Genomic DNA, 12,251 nt, shown 5'->3' with positions numbered 1-12,251 from the left:
CCGCGAACCGGCTGATCGACGCCGACGCGCCGCATCCCTACTGGGACAAGGTGCCCCTTAAATTCACCGGCTGGGACGCCGCCCGCTTCGAGGCCGCCGGCTTCCGCGCGGTGCCCGGCTGCGTGGTGCGCAAGGGCGCGTACGTGGCGAAGAACGTGGTGATGACGCCGTCGTTCGTGAACATCGGCGCGTACGTCGACGAAGGCACGATGGTCGACACCTGGGCGACGGTTGGCTCGTGCGCCCAGATCGGCAAGAACGTGCACATCTCCGGCGGCGCCGGCATCGGCGGCGTGCTGGAGCCGCTGCAGGCCAACCCGACGATCATCGAGGACAACTGCTTCATCGGCGCCCGGGCCGAGGTGGCCGAGGGCGTGATCGTGCGCGAGGGCTCGGTGCTCTCGATGGGCACCTTCATCACCTCTACGACGCCGATCATCGACCGCAAGACCGGCGAGACCTTCACCGGCGAGGTGCCGCCCTATTCCGTCGTCGTGTCCGGCAACCGGCCCAACCCGCACGACCCGTCGCTGCCGTCCACCTACTGCGCGGTGATCATGAAGCGCGTCGACGAGCGCACCCGCTCGAAGACCTCGATCAACGAACTGCTGCGGGAGTAGCGGGCGCGCATCTCCCTTCCCTATGATGTAAGGGCGAGGGCGACCAAGGAGCGGGCGGTGGCGAAGGAGAGCGAGGCGGCGAAGGGCGCTGAACCGTTCGATCCCCTGCGCCTGGAGCTCCAGCTCTGCTTCGCGCTCTACACGGCCAGCAACCTGATGACGCGCGCCTATCGGCCCCTCCTGGAGCCGCTGGGCCTAACCTACCTGCAGTACCTGGCTCTGATGGCGCTTTGGGCCGAGGCGCCGCAGTCCATCGGCGACCTCGGTCGCCGGCTGGGGCTCGACGCCAGCACGCTCACGCCGCTGTGCAAGCGCATGGAGAAGGCGGGCCTGGTCACCCGCACCCGCGACCCGGGCGACGCCCGGCGGGTCATCATCGAGCTGACGCCCCGGGCGCGCGCGCTCCGGGAGAAGGCGGTCTCGGTGCCGACGGCGATGTTCTGCCAGCTGCCCATGCCGCTCGAGGAAAGCGTGGCCTTGAAGGCGGCCATCGAGAAACTGACCGCCGGCCTAAGGCGGATCGCGCCGGACTAGATCCCCGCGTACCACTGATAGCCGCGGTCTTCCCAGTAGCCGCCCTTGCCCAGGCCCAGACCCGCGAAGCTGTCGATCAGCTCGATGCGCATGACGTACTTGGCCATCTTGTAGCCGAGCTGCCGTTCCAGGCGCAGGCGGATGGGCGCGCCGTGGGCCACGGGCAGCGGCCGGTCGTTCATCTCGTACGCCAGCACGGTCTGGGGGTGGCGGGCGTCGGCGAGGTCGATGGTCTCGTAGTAGTCGCCCGTGCCGTCGAGGGTCAGCTCAAGGGTGTCGGCGCAGAAGAACGCCACGTACTTCGCCTGCGGCTTCACGCCGGCGCGGTCCAGCAGCGGCCCCAGGCGCGCGCCCTTCCACTTGCCGATGCTGCTCCAGCCCTCGACGCAGTCGTGCCGGGTGATCTGGGTGCGCGACGGAGCCTGGCGCAGCTCGTCCAACGAGAGCTGGAGAGGCCGCTCGACCAGGCCGCCGATCTCCAGCCGCCAGTCCTTGAAGCCCCCCGCCACGTGCGCCTGGTAGTCCTCGCTGTCGGGATTGACCGTGCCGTTGGCGCGGAAATCGGGCGAGATGGCGCTGGCCGGGTACTCGCGCGCCAGGGCGCGGCGGCCCAGGAGCAGGCGCTGGACATGGAAGTTCAGGCCCTCGGCAAGGTTCAGGCTCCGGTTCGCCTCGGGCGAATTGGCGATGCGGTCACACCCGGACACGCCCGCGCCGGTCGCGCCCAACGCGGCCCCCAGCAGCCCCCGACGGGTCGCGGCCTTCATGGCTTCACCTTCTCACGGCGGATGACGAACCAGCCGGTGATCATGGAGCGCACCTCGTTCAGGGGCCCGGCCGCCACGACCATGGCGATGTGAACGGCGAAGAACGCCACGAGGCCCGAGGCCGCCAGGAAGTGCAGCGTCCGCGCCGATTGCCGCCCGCCCAGCAGGTCGCCCAGCAGCGGCAGGCGCGCGTAGACGGCCGGCGACATGGTGAGGCCCGTCAGCAGCATCAGCGGCATCAGGCCGAAGATCACCACCGCATAGGCCAGCTTCTGCAGCACGTTGTAGCCGCGCGCCGCGTCGCCGTGGGCGAAACGCAGCCGCAGGTGGTCCCACACCGATCGCGGCACGGTGCGCAGTTCGGCCAGGGAAGGCCAGATCAGCCCCGTGAGCCGCCCGCTGAGGACCGCGAACATCCCGTAGATCAGACCGTTGATCGCCAGGATCCATGCGAAGGCGAAGTGCCAGCGCCGGCCGGCCCCCAGGTCGGGATAGGAGGGCAGCGTCAGCCAGCTCGGGAACGCCCGGGCTTGGAGCTGCTCCCCGCCCGCCGCCGACGCGCCCAGGACGCCCGTGGTGTCGAAGCTGGCGCCCGCCACCACCAGCCGCCCGCGAAGCTCGCCGTCGTCGCGCGGCTTGGCCTCGATCGCCGCCCACGGCTCCGCGAACCGCGCGACCTCGCCCCAGTAGAAGGCGGGGTGCGCGTTCAGAATCTGCAACCCACTGAGCAGGAGCACCAGCAGGCACAGAGCGTTCAGCCAGTGCGTCAGCCGCACCAACACCGGGTGGCGGTAGACCGCGGTAACCCCGCGCCGCGTACGTTCCGGAAACGGCTTCACGACCGGCCTACATCGGCGGGGCGGCGCCATTCTCACCGACCGCGACGGCGCCGGTGATCAGCCCGCCGGCGGCGCCCGGCTTCGGGAAGGCGACGAAGAAGACCGGAACGCCGGCCTTCACCAGCGGACGCGTCCCGCCGGTGATCTGCACCACCGGCACCTTCGGCGGCACCACGATCTTGCGCTGGCCGGTGGAGTAGCTGACTTGAAGCTCGCGGCCCTTGGCGCCGGCCGTCACCTTGCCGACCGTGCCGTTGGTCATCATCGAGCCCTTGCGCAGGTTCCAAGCGTAATGGCCTTCGCCGACCTTCACGCCCGGCGGGAACACGTGGACCTCCAGCGACTTGCCCGAGCCGTCGGCCTGCGGAATTTCCGACGTGCCGATGAAGCTGCCTTCCTTGATCTCGGTCACCGCGATCGGCTTGGTCACCTGCACCGTCCAGTCCGGCGTCAGGTCCACCGTCACCGGCTTGCCGCTCTTCGGCTTCACCGTCAGGCGCGTCGCCTCCAGCTTCGTGACCACGCCGCGCACGGGCAGCGGCGCCGGGGGCTGCGGCGCAGGCTGGGCGACGGCCGGAGCGGCCACCGCCAGGGCGGCCGCAAGCATCAGGAACAGGCGCATGGAATCCTCCGCATCGACGAACGTGGCGGCGAGCTTTGGCATGCAAATATTTTGCTAGCAAATTAATTGCGCGAACCCCGCGCGGCGGGCGCGGCGCTCAGACCTTGCGGCCCTCGGCGTCCGCGTACGCGGTCCCGTCGCGACGGCGCGGGATGTCCTCGCCGGCATGGATCACCATGTCGATGTCCGGGTAGTCGACCGCATCTTCCACCGGTCGCCGCGTGCCAACTTCCAGCAGGACGGCCACCCGATCCGAGCGGTTCTGGATATGATGCCCGTTCGCGACGCCCGCCTTGAAGCCCGCGCAGTCGCCGGCGCGCAGGATCGTCTCCCCGTCCTCCTCGACCAGCACGACTTCGCCCTCGACCACCCAGACGAACTCGTCCTCGACGCTGTGCCAGTGCCGCTGGCTGGTCCAGACGCCCGGGTCCAGTCGCATCAGGCTGACGCCGAAGTCGGTGAGGCCCGCGGCGTCGCCCAGCTTCCACCGCTTCCGCCCGCGGCAGGGCTCGTCGTAGGGCGGCGGATAGGTGGTCCCGAAGCGGGTGGGCGCCTAGTCGATGTCGATCTTGGGCATGATCCCCTCGCGTCTGCCGCGATTGCCAGATATGGCGGACGCATGCCGTCCGATAGCCCCGCCGCCCTCGACGCCGTCGAACTCACCCGCGACCTGATCCGCCGCCCCTCGGTGACGCCGGCCGATGCAGGCGCGATGGCGATCGTCGAGGAGATGCTGTCGGGCCTCGGCTTCGCGTGTCGACGGATGAAGTTCGGCGAGATCGAGAATCTCTACGCCCGCTACGGGACCGCGCGGCCGAACCTCTGCTTCGCGGGCCACACCGACGTGGTGCCCGTGGGCGACGCCGCCGCCTGGTCGAAGGACGCCTTCGCGGCCGAGGTGGTGGACGGGGTGCTGATCGGGCGCGGTTCGGTGGACATGAAGAGCGCCATCGCCGCCTTCGCCGCCGCGGCCGCCGAGGCCATCGCGGCCGGCAAGGTGACAGGTTCGATCTCGTTCCTGATCACCGGCGACGAGGAGGGGGTGGCGACCCACGGGACCAAGATGGTCGTGGAGGCGCTGGCCGCCGAGGGCGAGGCGATCGACCATTGCGTGGTGGGCGAGCCCACGTCGTCCGAGACGTTCGGCGACATGGTCAAGGTGGGCCGGCGCGGCTCGATCAACGCCGAGATTGTGGTCGAAGGCATTCAGGGCCACGTGGCCTATCCGCACCGGGCGGCCAACCCCGCCCCGATCCTGGTGAAGATCCTGGCCGCGCTGCAGGCGCGCAAGCTGGACGACGGCTACGCCGAGTTCCAGCCATCCAACCTGGAAGTGACCTGGATCGACGTGCCCAACACGGCCACCAACGTGATCCCCGGGGTGGCGCGCGCGCGCCTGAACATCCGGTTCAACCCGAACCACACGGGCCAGGGCCTGGCCGACTGGATCGCCGCCGAAGCGGCCAAGGCCGCGGAGGGTTTCAAGGGGACCGCCAAAGTCGTCCCGCAGATCAGCGGCGAGGCGTTCCTGACCGAGCGCGGCGATTTCACCGACCTGGTGGCCGCCGCCGTGGCCGACGTCACCGGCCGCCCGCCCGAGCTTTCCACCAGCGGCGGCACCTCCGATGCCCGCTTCATCCGCGCCCTGTGCCCGGTGATCGAGGTGGGCCTGGTCGGCAAGACCATGCACCAAGTGGACGAGCGCGCCCCGGTCGCCGAGATCCGCACCCTGCAGCAGGTCTATTCGCGGATCATCGCGCGCTATTTCGCCTAGGCGCGGACGACCCCAGCGCCCGCTCCACACGTCAGTAAGCGACACCCGTCAGGTACAGTCCCTCCGCCGGCGCGACCGGGCCGCAGGCGCGGCGATCCCGCGCCTCCAGCGCCTCGCGCACGTCGTCCTTCGTCCAGCGTCCGACGCCGACCTCGGCGAGCGTCCCGGTCATCGAACGCACCTGGCGATGCAGGAACGAGCGCGAGGCGAACTCCAGGATCACCTCCTCGCCCTCGCGGCGCACGTCGGCTACGTCCAGCGTCTTCATCGGCGACTTCGCCTGGCAGGCCAGGTCGCGGAAGGTAGTGAAGTCGTGGTGCCCGATCAGCACCTTGGCGGCCTCGTGCATGGCCCCCGCGTCCAGCGGCTTCTTCACATGCCAGACGCGGCCCTGGTCGAGGGCCGGGGGGCTCATGCGGTTGAGGATGCGATAGCGGTAGCGCCGCCCCGTCGCCGAGAAGCGGCTGTGCCAGTCGCCCTCCGCCACCTCGGACGCCAGCACCGACACCGGGTCGGGCATCAGGTGGAAGTTCAGCGCATTGCGCACCGTCTCGGCCGGCCAGTCCTTGGCGAGGTCGACGTGGACCACCTGGCCCGTGGCGTGGACGCCGGTGTCCGTGCGGCCGGCGGCGCTGACCCGGATCTCCTCGCCGCAGAACTTCTTGATCGCCCGCTCCAGCGAGCCCTGCACCGACGGCAGGTCGGCCTGCGCCTGGAAGCCGTGGAACGGGCGGCCGTCGTACTCGATCAGGAGGCGGTAGCGTGGCATCGTCCATTCAGTCGGGAGGATTAGAAATGGCCGTCATTACCAAGTTTGAGCTCACAGACGGAACTCGTCTGAAGCGTCACCGGACTGAAGTGCCGGCCAAGGTCTTCGTCTTTGGTGAAGGTCGGAATGGCCCAATCGTTCAAATCAACACCTACGGGTCGGCCGACCGAGAGACTGAGGGCGTAAGCCAAACTATGCAGTTCGAACGGAAGAGCGCTGAGGATCTATGGAAGCTGCTCGGACAAACCTACGGCTTCAAATAGCTAAGCCAACCTCACGCCCTTGGGCACGGGGTTCCCGCGTAGGAACACGTCCGCGTCCTGCGGGCCCTTGCCCTCACGCTGCACGCGCAGCAGGCGCACGGCGCCATCGCCGGTCCCGACCAGCAGGCGGTCGTCCAGCGTGACGCCCGGCTCGCCGGCCCCATCCTCAAAGGCCGACAACAGCGCCTTCACCCGCACCGGCCCCTTCTCGGTCGGAAGTTCGAACCAGGCGCCCGGGAACGGCGAAAGCCCGCGGATCTTGCGGTCCAGGGTCGGGCCGTCCTTCGCCCAGTCCAGCCGGGTGAACTTCGGGCTGATCTTCTTGGCGTAGGTCACCCCCTCCTCGGCCTGCGGGACGGCCACGGCGGTCCCCGCCTCGATTTCCGCCAGGGTCTTCACGATCAGTTCGGCGCCGGCGACGGCCAGGCGGTCGTGCAGCGTGGCCGCCGTCTCCTGCGCGTCGATGCGCACGGTCGCGGTCGCCAGCACCGGCCCCTCGTCCAACCCCTCCGTCATCCGCATCACCTGGACGCCGGTCACCTTGTCGCCCGCCATGATCGCCCGCTGGATCGGGGCCGCGCCCCGCCAGCGCGGCAGGAGCGAGGCATGGACGTTGTAAGAGCCCAGCCGTGGCGCTTCGAGCAAGGCGCCCGGCAGGATCTGGCCGAACGCGACGACCACCGCGGCGTCCAGGCCCAGCGCCGCGAACGCTTCGATCTCCGCCGGGTCGCGCATCGAGACGGGCGTGCGAACCGGGATGCCATGCGCCTCGGCGAACGCATGCACGGGCGAGGGCTTCAGCTCCTGACCGCGGCCGCGCGGCGCGGGGGGCTGGGAATAGACGCAGGCCACCTCGTGGCCCGCCGCCACGATGGCGGAGAGGGCCGAGACGGCGAAATCCGGGGTGCCGAGGAAGGCGAGACGCATGCCGGGGTCTTAGCGGTCGGGGCGCTGGAAGGGAACTTCGCCGCAAGCGTGGCCGTTGGAGCGATAGTCGCAGGGAGCCCATCAAATGAGAAAGTCGATCATGGTCGCAACCGCCAGCATGGTGTTCGCGCTCGCCGCTTGCACGAAGGCCGAGCGGCAGGACACCGCGGGCGATGTGAAGGACGCCGCCCACGAAATCGGCGACAAGGCCAAGGAGGCGGCCAACAGCCCGGCGGTCAAGGAAGTGGGCGCCGAGATCAAGGACGCGGCGGGCGACGCCGGCCAGGTCATCAAGGACACCGCCAAGGGTGCGGCCGAAGGCGCCCGCGAAGGCGCCGCCAAGGTCGAAGCCGAGAGCAAGGACGCCGCGGACCACGACGCCCACGACAAGAAGTAGCCGAGCCTCAGGTGAAGATGGCGAGCTCGCCGTCTTCCAACGGTCCCACGGTCTCGGACGAGGCGCGGCCCGCCGTCCTGCGGCGCGTGGCGAACACTTCGCTGGCCACGGCGCCGGAATAGAGCTAGACCAGGAGGCCGACGTGCGGCGCGCCCAGGGTCTCGCGCAAGTCGCGTATGACTGCAGTCCAGAGTTCCAGGCTGTCGCCGTCCTGGCCTGACGGCCGGTCGGCCGCGCGGCGGCGGTCGTCCCTCGCGCGCGCGATCTTGGTGGGCGACCAGCCCTTGCGGGCCAGCCGAGCGGCCTCCTTGGCGAGGCGCGCCTCCGTGTCGTCGGCGGTTTCACACCGGCGGGCGAGCACGGTACCGCAGTCGCAGTGGCCGCGCGTGGTGAGGAACTGCCGCTCGCCCGGGATCATCGCCTTGGCGACCGAGGGATTGTCGATCGGCTCGGCCGCACGGCCATGGCGCGCCATCACGGCTTCGACGGCCGCGGCGTCGTCGGTCGAGACAACCAGGGTCACGAAGTGGCACATGGCGCCACCCTATTGCGAAAAGCAGTGCCGGGCACCAACGTCCGGCGGCTGGAGGCCCTAGGCCGCCTTCACCAGCTTCTTCACCTTCTTCACCGCCTGCTCGCGCTTGAGCCGCGAAAGGTGGTCGATGAAGAGGACGCCATTCAGGTGGTCCATCTCGTGCTGGATGCAGACGGCGAAGAGACCGTCGGCGTCTTCCTCCACCTGTTCCCCCTGATAGTTCAGGTAGCGGATCTTCACGCGGGCCGGCCGGTCGACCTCGTCGAAGATCTCGGGAACAGACAGGCAGCCCTCCTCGTAGGGAGCGGTCTCGTCCGACGCCCACAGGATTTCGGGGTTCACGAAATAGCGCGGCTGGGGCGGCTCGCCCTCGCGCGCGAGGTCCATGACGATCACGCGCTTGGGCACGCCGATCTGGATGGCGGCCAGGCCGATGCCGGGCGCGTCGTACATCGTCTCCAGCATGTCATCCATGAGGGCGCGCAGATCGTCGTCGACCGCCTCGACGGTCTGGGACACCTGCTTCAGCACGGGGTGCGGGACGACGAGGATCTCACGAAGGGCCATGGCGGGCAGGTAAGGTCCCTATTCCTGAGCGTCAAGCTAGGACAAGCGGCAGGCGACTTCAGGTCGCCCCGCGCTACTCCCCGGCCGCCAGCCTCACGTTCGGCGTCTCGTCGGTCGTCAACTTCGCCAGCGGCCGCACGGCCACCTCCACCGGAGCCAGTTCGACCACCTCCTTGCCCTGGTGGTCGACCTTCAGTTCCTCGAAGCGCCGGGCCTGTGTCAGGACCTGGGTCTCCAAGGAGCCGACGAACTGGTTGTAGCGGCTGACCGCCGCCTCCAGCGCCTTGCCCACAGAGCCCGCATGCGCGCCCATCACCGAGATGCGCTTGTAGAGCTCCTTGCCCAGGTCGGCGATCTTCTGGGCGTTGGCGGCCTGTTCCTCGACCCGCCAGCCGTAGACCACCGCCTTGCACAGGGCGAACAGCGTGGACGGCGTGACGATCACCACGCGGCGGTCCATGGCGTCGTTCATCAGCTCGGGCGCCCGGTCCAGCGCCGCCGCCAGCGCCGAGTCCAGCGGCACGAACATCGCCACGAAGTCCGGCGAGTTCTGGAACTGGTCCCAGTAGGCCTTGGCCGACAGGCCCTGGATGTGCCCCCGAACGCTCTGCACGTGGCGCAGGCCGGCGGCGTCGCGAGCGAAGTCGTCCTGCGCCTCCTGCAGTTCCAGGAAGGCGTTCAGCGAACACTTCGCGTCGATCACGAACAGGCCGCCGCCCGGCAGGCGCACGATGACGTCGGGACGCCGGCGGCCCTCCTCGGTGTCGGTAGAAGCCTGTTCCTCGAAGTCGAACCGGCCCGAAAGGCCCGCCGCCTCCAGCACGTTGCGCAGGGTCTGCTCGCCCCAGCGGCCCTGCACCCCCGCGCCGCGCCGCAGCGCCGCCGACAGCTTGCGCGCCTCGTCCTGCGTGGCGGCGGACGCGGCCAGCATCTGGGCGATCTGCTCCTTCAGGCCGCCCTGCTCCTCGGCCCGCTGCTTCTCGACGGCGGTGACCTGTTCCTGGAACTTCTGCAGGCTCTCGGCGACGGGCTTGAGCTGCGCCTCCAGCCGCGCCTGGGCGAGCTGCTCGCGGTTCCGGACCGCCTCCTCGTTCTTGCGCAGGATCTCCTCGGCGACGCTGGTCGCCGACTGGGTGAGCTGGGCGCGGACGAGGTCGCCCTGCTCGGCCATCAGCTTCATGCGCAGCTCAGCGTTGGAAGCCCGGCCGCGCTCGCGCAGCGCCCAGGCGATGGCTGCTGCGGCGATCAACACGCAGAGCACGGCCAGGAAGAGAAGCCCGTTCATGGTGCGTTCTTAGCGCGCTAGGCGAGTCGGCGAAAGCGCGACGCAGCCCCGCACCGCGCGGCGACCCTAGCCCTGCGGTTCCAGGCGTTGCCCAAGGCGCGGTTCGGCCCCGGCGATCAGGCGCTGGATGTTGGCCCGGTGGCGGGCGACTACATAGAGCCCGCCCGCCGTCACGAGCAGGCGGTAGGCTAGGGGCTCGTTCAGGACCCAGACGAGTGCGACCGCCGTCGCCGCCGCCAGGATCGAGCCCAGCGAGACGAACCGGAAGATCGCCACGGTCAGCGCGAAGACGGCCAATCCGCCCACGCCGGCCGGCCAGGCCAGCGCCAGCAGCAGGCCCAGCCCGGCCGCCACCGACTTTCCACCGGCGAAGTTCAGCCAGACCGGCCGGGCGTGCCCGACCAGCGCCGCCAGCCCGGTCAGGCAGACTGCCCAGGGCGTCCAAACGGCGGCGTCGAGCCCCGCGGGAACGGCCGCTGCATCGGCCAGCCAGGGGTAGAACCACCGGGCGAAGAGAACTGCGGCCGCGCCCTTCAGCACGTCCACGACCAATACCGCCAGGGCCGGCCACTTTCCCAGGGTCCGAAGCACATTAGTCGCGCCCGTGGAACCGGAGCCCTGCTCCCGGATGTCCACGCCCCTCAGCAGCTTGCCCGCGAGATAGCCGGTCGGGATCGATCCCAGGAGGTAGCCGACCGCCAGGCCCGCCGCGCACGCGATCCAGAAGACCATCGGATGTCCCTCCATGCCCCGTCTTCAGGAACCGAGTCGCCTCAGCCCACCAGCCGTCCGCCTATGGTCTCGCCACGCGACAGGGTCGCGGTGATCGGCGCCAGCAGGAACATCTCGCCCAGCCCCTGGGCCGCGGCGGCCGGGCCGATGTCGCGGATGAGGTGACGGCGCAGTTCCTCCGGCACCTCGCCTTCGGGCGCGAGGGGATCGCGGGCCAGCAGTTCCTCGCACTTGGCGTCGTCGGCGGCCCGGTCGCCAGTGAGGTCGCCGATCCGCTCCATGACGATCGGATAGGCCGAAGGCGTGCGCGCCGCGTTCAGCGCCGCCGCCATCACGATGCCGTCAAGGAACGAGGCCTTCGACAGCGGCACGCCGTTCCAGATCACGAAGATTGGCGTCTGCCCCACCGTGTCGAACAGAATGGCGAAGAGCTGGCCCTCGGCCGGCAACAGCCAGCCGTCGAACAACAGGCCGGCGCCGCCCACCTTGAACTGCAGCAGCCCGTTCTCGTGCCGGCGGACAATGCCGTGGTCGTGGAAGAACCGCCCGGGCATCATCACGGAGGGGCGCGTTGTACGCCAGAAGCCCTCGTAGGCGTGGCCCCGCCGCTCGGTGGTCAGCCGGGACATCTCCAGCACGGGCAGCGGCAGGGCGTCGCGCGCGTCGATCGCGCCGGCGCCGCCATGGCCGTCCACGGGCGCCGCAACCCCCAGGAGCCCGGCCAGCCCCGCCAGGTCCCTGTCCCAGTCCAGCATGGTGAAGCCGGGGCAGCGGCCGGAGACGACGCGGGTGAGGTTCTCGAGGTTGTGCGCCGAGGGGCTGACAGCGCCCGAGGCCCAGCGGCCCACCAGCGACTTGTCCACGCCGAGTTCCGCCGCCAGGCGCCCGCGGCTCATCGAGAGCGCCTTGAGCACCAGCGTCAGCTTCTCGTGGAAGTGAACGGACAACGCCATCGTCGAACATTGTTCCACAATGCAACCCATCCCTGCAACGGTTGCGCACCCGTTGCACATCGCGGTCGGGCCGGGGCGCCACGGTTGCGCCGTTCGGCGGCGTTCGCTGCACCTGCGCGGCGCAACGTCGCGGACATAACGTGTTCTTCGACGAAACGCGGCGCAGACCGCGGCAGGAGGAAGCCGATGCGGGTGGCGCAGCACATCTTCTACGCGGTGGCGACGCTGGCAGGCGTGGCGATCATCGCCCTCAATGGACCGTCGCACGGCCTGACCATGGGCGCGGGCGGGTCCGCCGCCTGCCGCAGCGACCACCTGGAGCGCGCGTGCGATCCGGGGCGGGGCCGAGGCGAAATCCTTCAGGGCGGCCAGGTGGTCCCCCGGTGACGAGGCAATGAGCCCGGCGTGGGCGCGCCGACACTCCCAAACGTCGCGCCCTGTAAGCCCTGGCTCGCGCCGGACCTCCCACGGTCATCGGCGCTTCGCGGCGGCAGGGAGCGGTCCCCGCCTCCGCGCGGACCCCAAGAGGGGTGCTGGCGCTCCGCGTCGCCTTCGGCCGACCTCACGGGCCGTCGGCGGCGCGGGGTGTCGCCGAACCGCTAAGCCGGCCGGCGCGCCCGCATGGCCTGGGCGATGGTGCCGTCGTCCAGCCAGTCCAGTTCGCCGC

At 70.0% G+C, this 12,251-nt stretch carries 16 protein-coding genes and 2 pseudogenes; 6 read left to right on the top strand and 12 right to left on the bottom strand.

Features of this window, described 5'->3' with window-relative positions; translation table 11 throughout:
• Together Q0L11_RS03195 and Q0L11_RS03190 are read left to right on the top strand one after the other, a co-directional pair.
• Positions 1–620: 2,3,4,5-tetrahydropyridine-2,6-dicarboxylate N-succinyltransferase (locus Q0L11_RS03195; protein WP_296595404.1), on the top strand; the 620-nt coding region annotated here is incomplete at its 5' end.
• A 57-nt stretch (positions 621–677) separates the two neighbouring features.
• Positions 678–1,154: a MarR family winged helix-turn-helix transcriptional regulator gene (locus Q0L11_RS03190; RefSeq protein ID WP_296595403.1), complete on the top strand. Its 477-nt coding sequence runs from the start codon at positions 678–680 to the stop codon at positions 1,152–1,154.
• Here the strand turns inward: Q0L11_RS03190 and Q0L11_RS03185 are convergent.
• From Q0L11_RS03185 to Q0L11_RS03170, 4 genes and pseudogenes are all read right to left on the bottom strand, one after another.
• Entirely contained in the window at positions 1,151–1,921 is a 771-nt protein-coding gene (locus Q0L11_RS03185) for a molybdopterin-binding protein (RefSeq protein WP_296595402.1), read from the bottom strand. The genes Q0L11_RS03190 and Q0L11_RS03185 overlap by 4 nt on opposite strands.
• Entirely contained in the window at positions 1,918–2,760 is an 843-nt protein-coding gene (locus Q0L11_RS03180) for a cytochrome b/b6 domain-containing protein (RefSeq protein WP_296595401.1), read from the bottom strand. The genes Q0L11_RS03185 and Q0L11_RS03180 overlap by 4 nt, the downstream gene beginning before the upstream one ends.
• Positions 2,761–2,767: 7 nt before the next feature.
• Positions 2,768–3,424 carry a hypothetical protein gene (locus tag Q0L11_RS03175; RefSeq protein ID WP_296595400.1) on the bottom strand — a complete coding sequence of 219 codons (657 nt, stop codon included), beginning with the start codon at positions 3,422–3,424 and terminating at the stop codon, positions 2,768–2,770.
• A 55-nt stretch (positions 3,425–3,479) separates the two neighbouring features.
• Positions 3,480–3,959, bottom strand: a pseudogene (locus tag Q0L11_RS03170) (cupin domain-containing protein).
• A gap of 42 nt (positions 3,960–4,001) precedes the next feature.
• Between Q0L11_RS03170 and dapE the strand changes: the two are divergent.
• Positions 4,002–5,156 carry a succinyl-diaminopimelate desuccinylase gene (gene dapE / locus Q0L11_RS03165; RefSeq protein ID WP_296595399.1) on the top strand — a complete coding sequence of 385 codons (1,155 nt, stop codon included), beginning with the start codon at positions 4,002–4,004 and terminating at the stop codon, positions 5,154–5,156.
• 31 nt (positions 5,157–5,187) lie between these two features.
• Here the strand turns inward: dapE and truA are convergent, their stop codons facing one another.
• Complete coding sequence (truA, locus tag Q0L11_RS03160) at positions 5,188–5,925, bottom strand: tRNA pseudouridine(38-40) synthase TruA (protein ID WP_296595398.1); 738 nt, start codon at positions 5,923–5,925, stop codon at positions 5,188–5,190.
• Positions 5,926–5,951: 26 nt separating this feature from the next.
• Here truA and Q0L11_RS03155 point away from each other — a divergent pair, with 26 nt between their 5' ends.
• Complete coding sequence (locus Q0L11_RS03155; RefSeq protein WP_296595397.1) at positions 5,952–6,188, top strand: hypothetical protein; 237 nt, start codon at positions 5,952–5,954, stop codon at positions 6,186–6,188.
• Here Q0L11_RS03155 and fmt read toward each other — a convergent pair whose 3' ends face one another.
• A complete protein-coding gene (gene fmt, locus Q0L11_RS03150; protein ID WP_296595396.1) occupies positions 6,189–7,115 on the bottom strand; it encodes a methionyl-tRNA formyltransferase in 927 nt (308 codons plus the stop codon).
• A gap of 85 nt (positions 7,116–7,200) precedes the next feature.
• Here fmt and Q0L11_RS03145 point away from each other — a divergent pair, with 85 nt between their 5' ends.
• Complete coding sequence (locus Q0L11_RS03145) at positions 7,201–7,512, top strand: hypothetical protein (RefSeq protein WP_296595395.1); 312 nt, start codon at positions 7,201–7,203, stop codon at positions 7,510–7,512.
• Between the two features lie 124 nt (positions 7,513–7,636).
• On the opposite strand, the gene Q0L11_RS03140 is transcribed toward Q0L11_RS03145, so the two are convergent.
• The 5 genes from Q0L11_RS03140 to Q0L11_RS03120 all read right to left on the bottom strand — a co-directional run bounded on the left by Q0L11_RS03140 (position 7,637) and on the right by Q0L11_RS03120 (position 11,584).
• Entirely contained in the window at positions 7,637–8,047 is a 411-nt protein-coding gene (locus Q0L11_RS03140; RefSeq protein WP_296595394.1) for a hypothetical protein, read from the bottom strand.
• A 57-nt stretch (positions 8,048–8,104) separates the two neighbouring features.
• Positions 8,105–8,614 carry a peptide deformylase gene (def, locus tag Q0L11_RS03135; RefSeq protein WP_296595393.1) on the bottom strand — a complete coding sequence of 170 codons (510 nt, stop codon included), beginning with the start codon at positions 8,612–8,614 and terminating at the stop codon, positions 8,105–8,107.
• 73 nt (positions 8,615–8,687) lie between these two features.
• The gene (locus Q0L11_RS03130) at positions 8,688–9,899 is read right to left on the bottom strand and encodes a DNA recombination protein RmuC (RefSeq protein ID WP_296595392.1); all 1,212 of its coding nucleotides are present in this window, start codon (positions 9,897–9,899) and stop codon (positions 8,688–8,690) included.
• Between the two features lie 66 nt (positions 9,900–9,965).
• Positions 9,966–10,631, bottom strand: a complete 666-nt coding sequence (plsY, locus tag Q0L11_RS03125; protein WP_296595391.1) for a glycerol-3-phosphate 1-O-acyltransferase PlsY — start codon at positions 10,629–10,631, stop codon at positions 9,966–9,968.
• A gap of 41 nt (positions 10,632–10,672) precedes the next feature.
• Complete coding sequence (locus Q0L11_RS03120; protein ID WP_296595390.1) at positions 10,673–11,584, bottom strand: helix-turn-helix transcriptional regulator; 912 nt, start codon at positions 11,582–11,584, stop codon at positions 10,673–10,675.
• A 186-nt stretch (positions 11,585–11,770) separates the two neighbouring features.
• Between Q0L11_RS03120 and Q0L11_RS03115 the strand changes: the two genes are divergently transcribed.
• Positions 11,771–11,971: a hypothetical protein gene (locus Q0L11_RS03115; protein WP_296595389.1), complete on the top strand. Its 201-nt coding sequence runs from the start codon at positions 11,771–11,773 to the stop codon at positions 11,969–11,971.
• 212 nt (positions 11,972–12,183) lie between these two features.
• On the opposite strand, the pseudogene Q0L11_RS24640 reads toward Q0L11_RS03115, so the two are convergent.
• Positions 12,184–12,251: pseudogene (locus Q0L11_RS24640) on the bottom strand (recombination protein RecR); the annotation flags it as partial.

The sequence above is a fragment of the Phenylobacterium sp. genome (assembly GCF_024508875.1).
GTDB lineage: Bacteria > Pseudomonadota > Alphaproteobacteria > Caulobacterales > Caulobacteraceae > Phenylobacterium.
The sequence above is the reverse complement of the archived record's forward strand: the minus strand, read 5'-3'. Positions and strand labels throughout refer to the sequence as shown.

Excerpts from the sequence above, each read along its gene's own strand:
- dapE (WP_296595399.1), top strand. The coding sequence starts at position 4,002 with ATGCCGTCCGATAGCCCCGCCGCCCTCGACGCCGTCGAACTCACCCGC.
- Q0L11_RS03140 (WP_296595394.1), bottom strand. The coding sequence starts at position 8,047 with ATGTGCCACTTCGTGACCCTGGTTGTCTCGACCGACGACGCCGCGGCC.
- Q0L11_RS03145 (WP_296595395.1), top strand. The coding sequence starts at position 7,201 with ATGAGAAAGTCGATCATGGTCGCAACCGCCAGCATGGTGTTCGCGCTC.
- Q0L11_RS03155 (WP_296595397.1), top strand. The coding sequence starts at position 5,952 with ATGGCCGTCATTACCAAGTTTGAGCTCACAGACGGAACTCGTCTGAAG.
- plsY (WP_296595391.1), bottom strand. The coding sequence starts at position 10,631 with ATGGTCTTCTGGATCGCGTGCGCGGCGGGCCTGGCGGTCGGCTACCTC.
- Q0L11_RS03185 (WP_296595402.1), bottom strand. The coding sequence starts at position 1,921 with ATGAAGGCCGCGACCCGTCGGGGGCTGCTGGGGGCCGCGTTGGGCGCG.
- Q0L11_RS03175 (WP_296595400.1), bottom strand. The coding sequence starts at position 3,424 with ATGCCAAAGCTCGCCGCCACGTTCGTCGATGCGGAGGATTCCATGCGC.
- def (WP_296595393.1), bottom strand. The coding sequence starts at position 8,614 with ATGGCCCTTCGTGAGATCCTCGTCGTCCCGCACCCCGTGCTGAAGCAG.
- fmt (WP_296595396.1), bottom strand. The coding sequence starts at position 7,115 with ATGCGTCTCGCCTTCCTCGGCACCCCGGATTTCGCCGTCTCGGCCCTC.
- Q0L11_RS03115 (WP_296595389.1), top strand. The coding sequence starts at position 11,771 with ATGCGGGTGGCGCAGCACATCTTCTACGCGGTGGCGACGCTGGCAGGC.
- Q0L11_RS03130 (WP_296595392.1), bottom strand. The coding sequence starts at position 9,899 with ATGAACGGGCTTCTCTTCCTGGCCGTGCTCTGCGTGTTGATCGCCGCA.
- truA (WP_296595398.1), bottom strand. The coding sequence starts at position 5,925 with ATGCCACGCTACCGCCTCCTGATCGAGTACGACGGCCGCCCGTTCCAC.
- Q0L11_RS03120 (WP_296595390.1), bottom strand. The coding sequence starts at position 11,584 with ATGGCGTTGTCCGTTCACTTCCACGAGAAGCTGACGCTGGTGCTCAAG.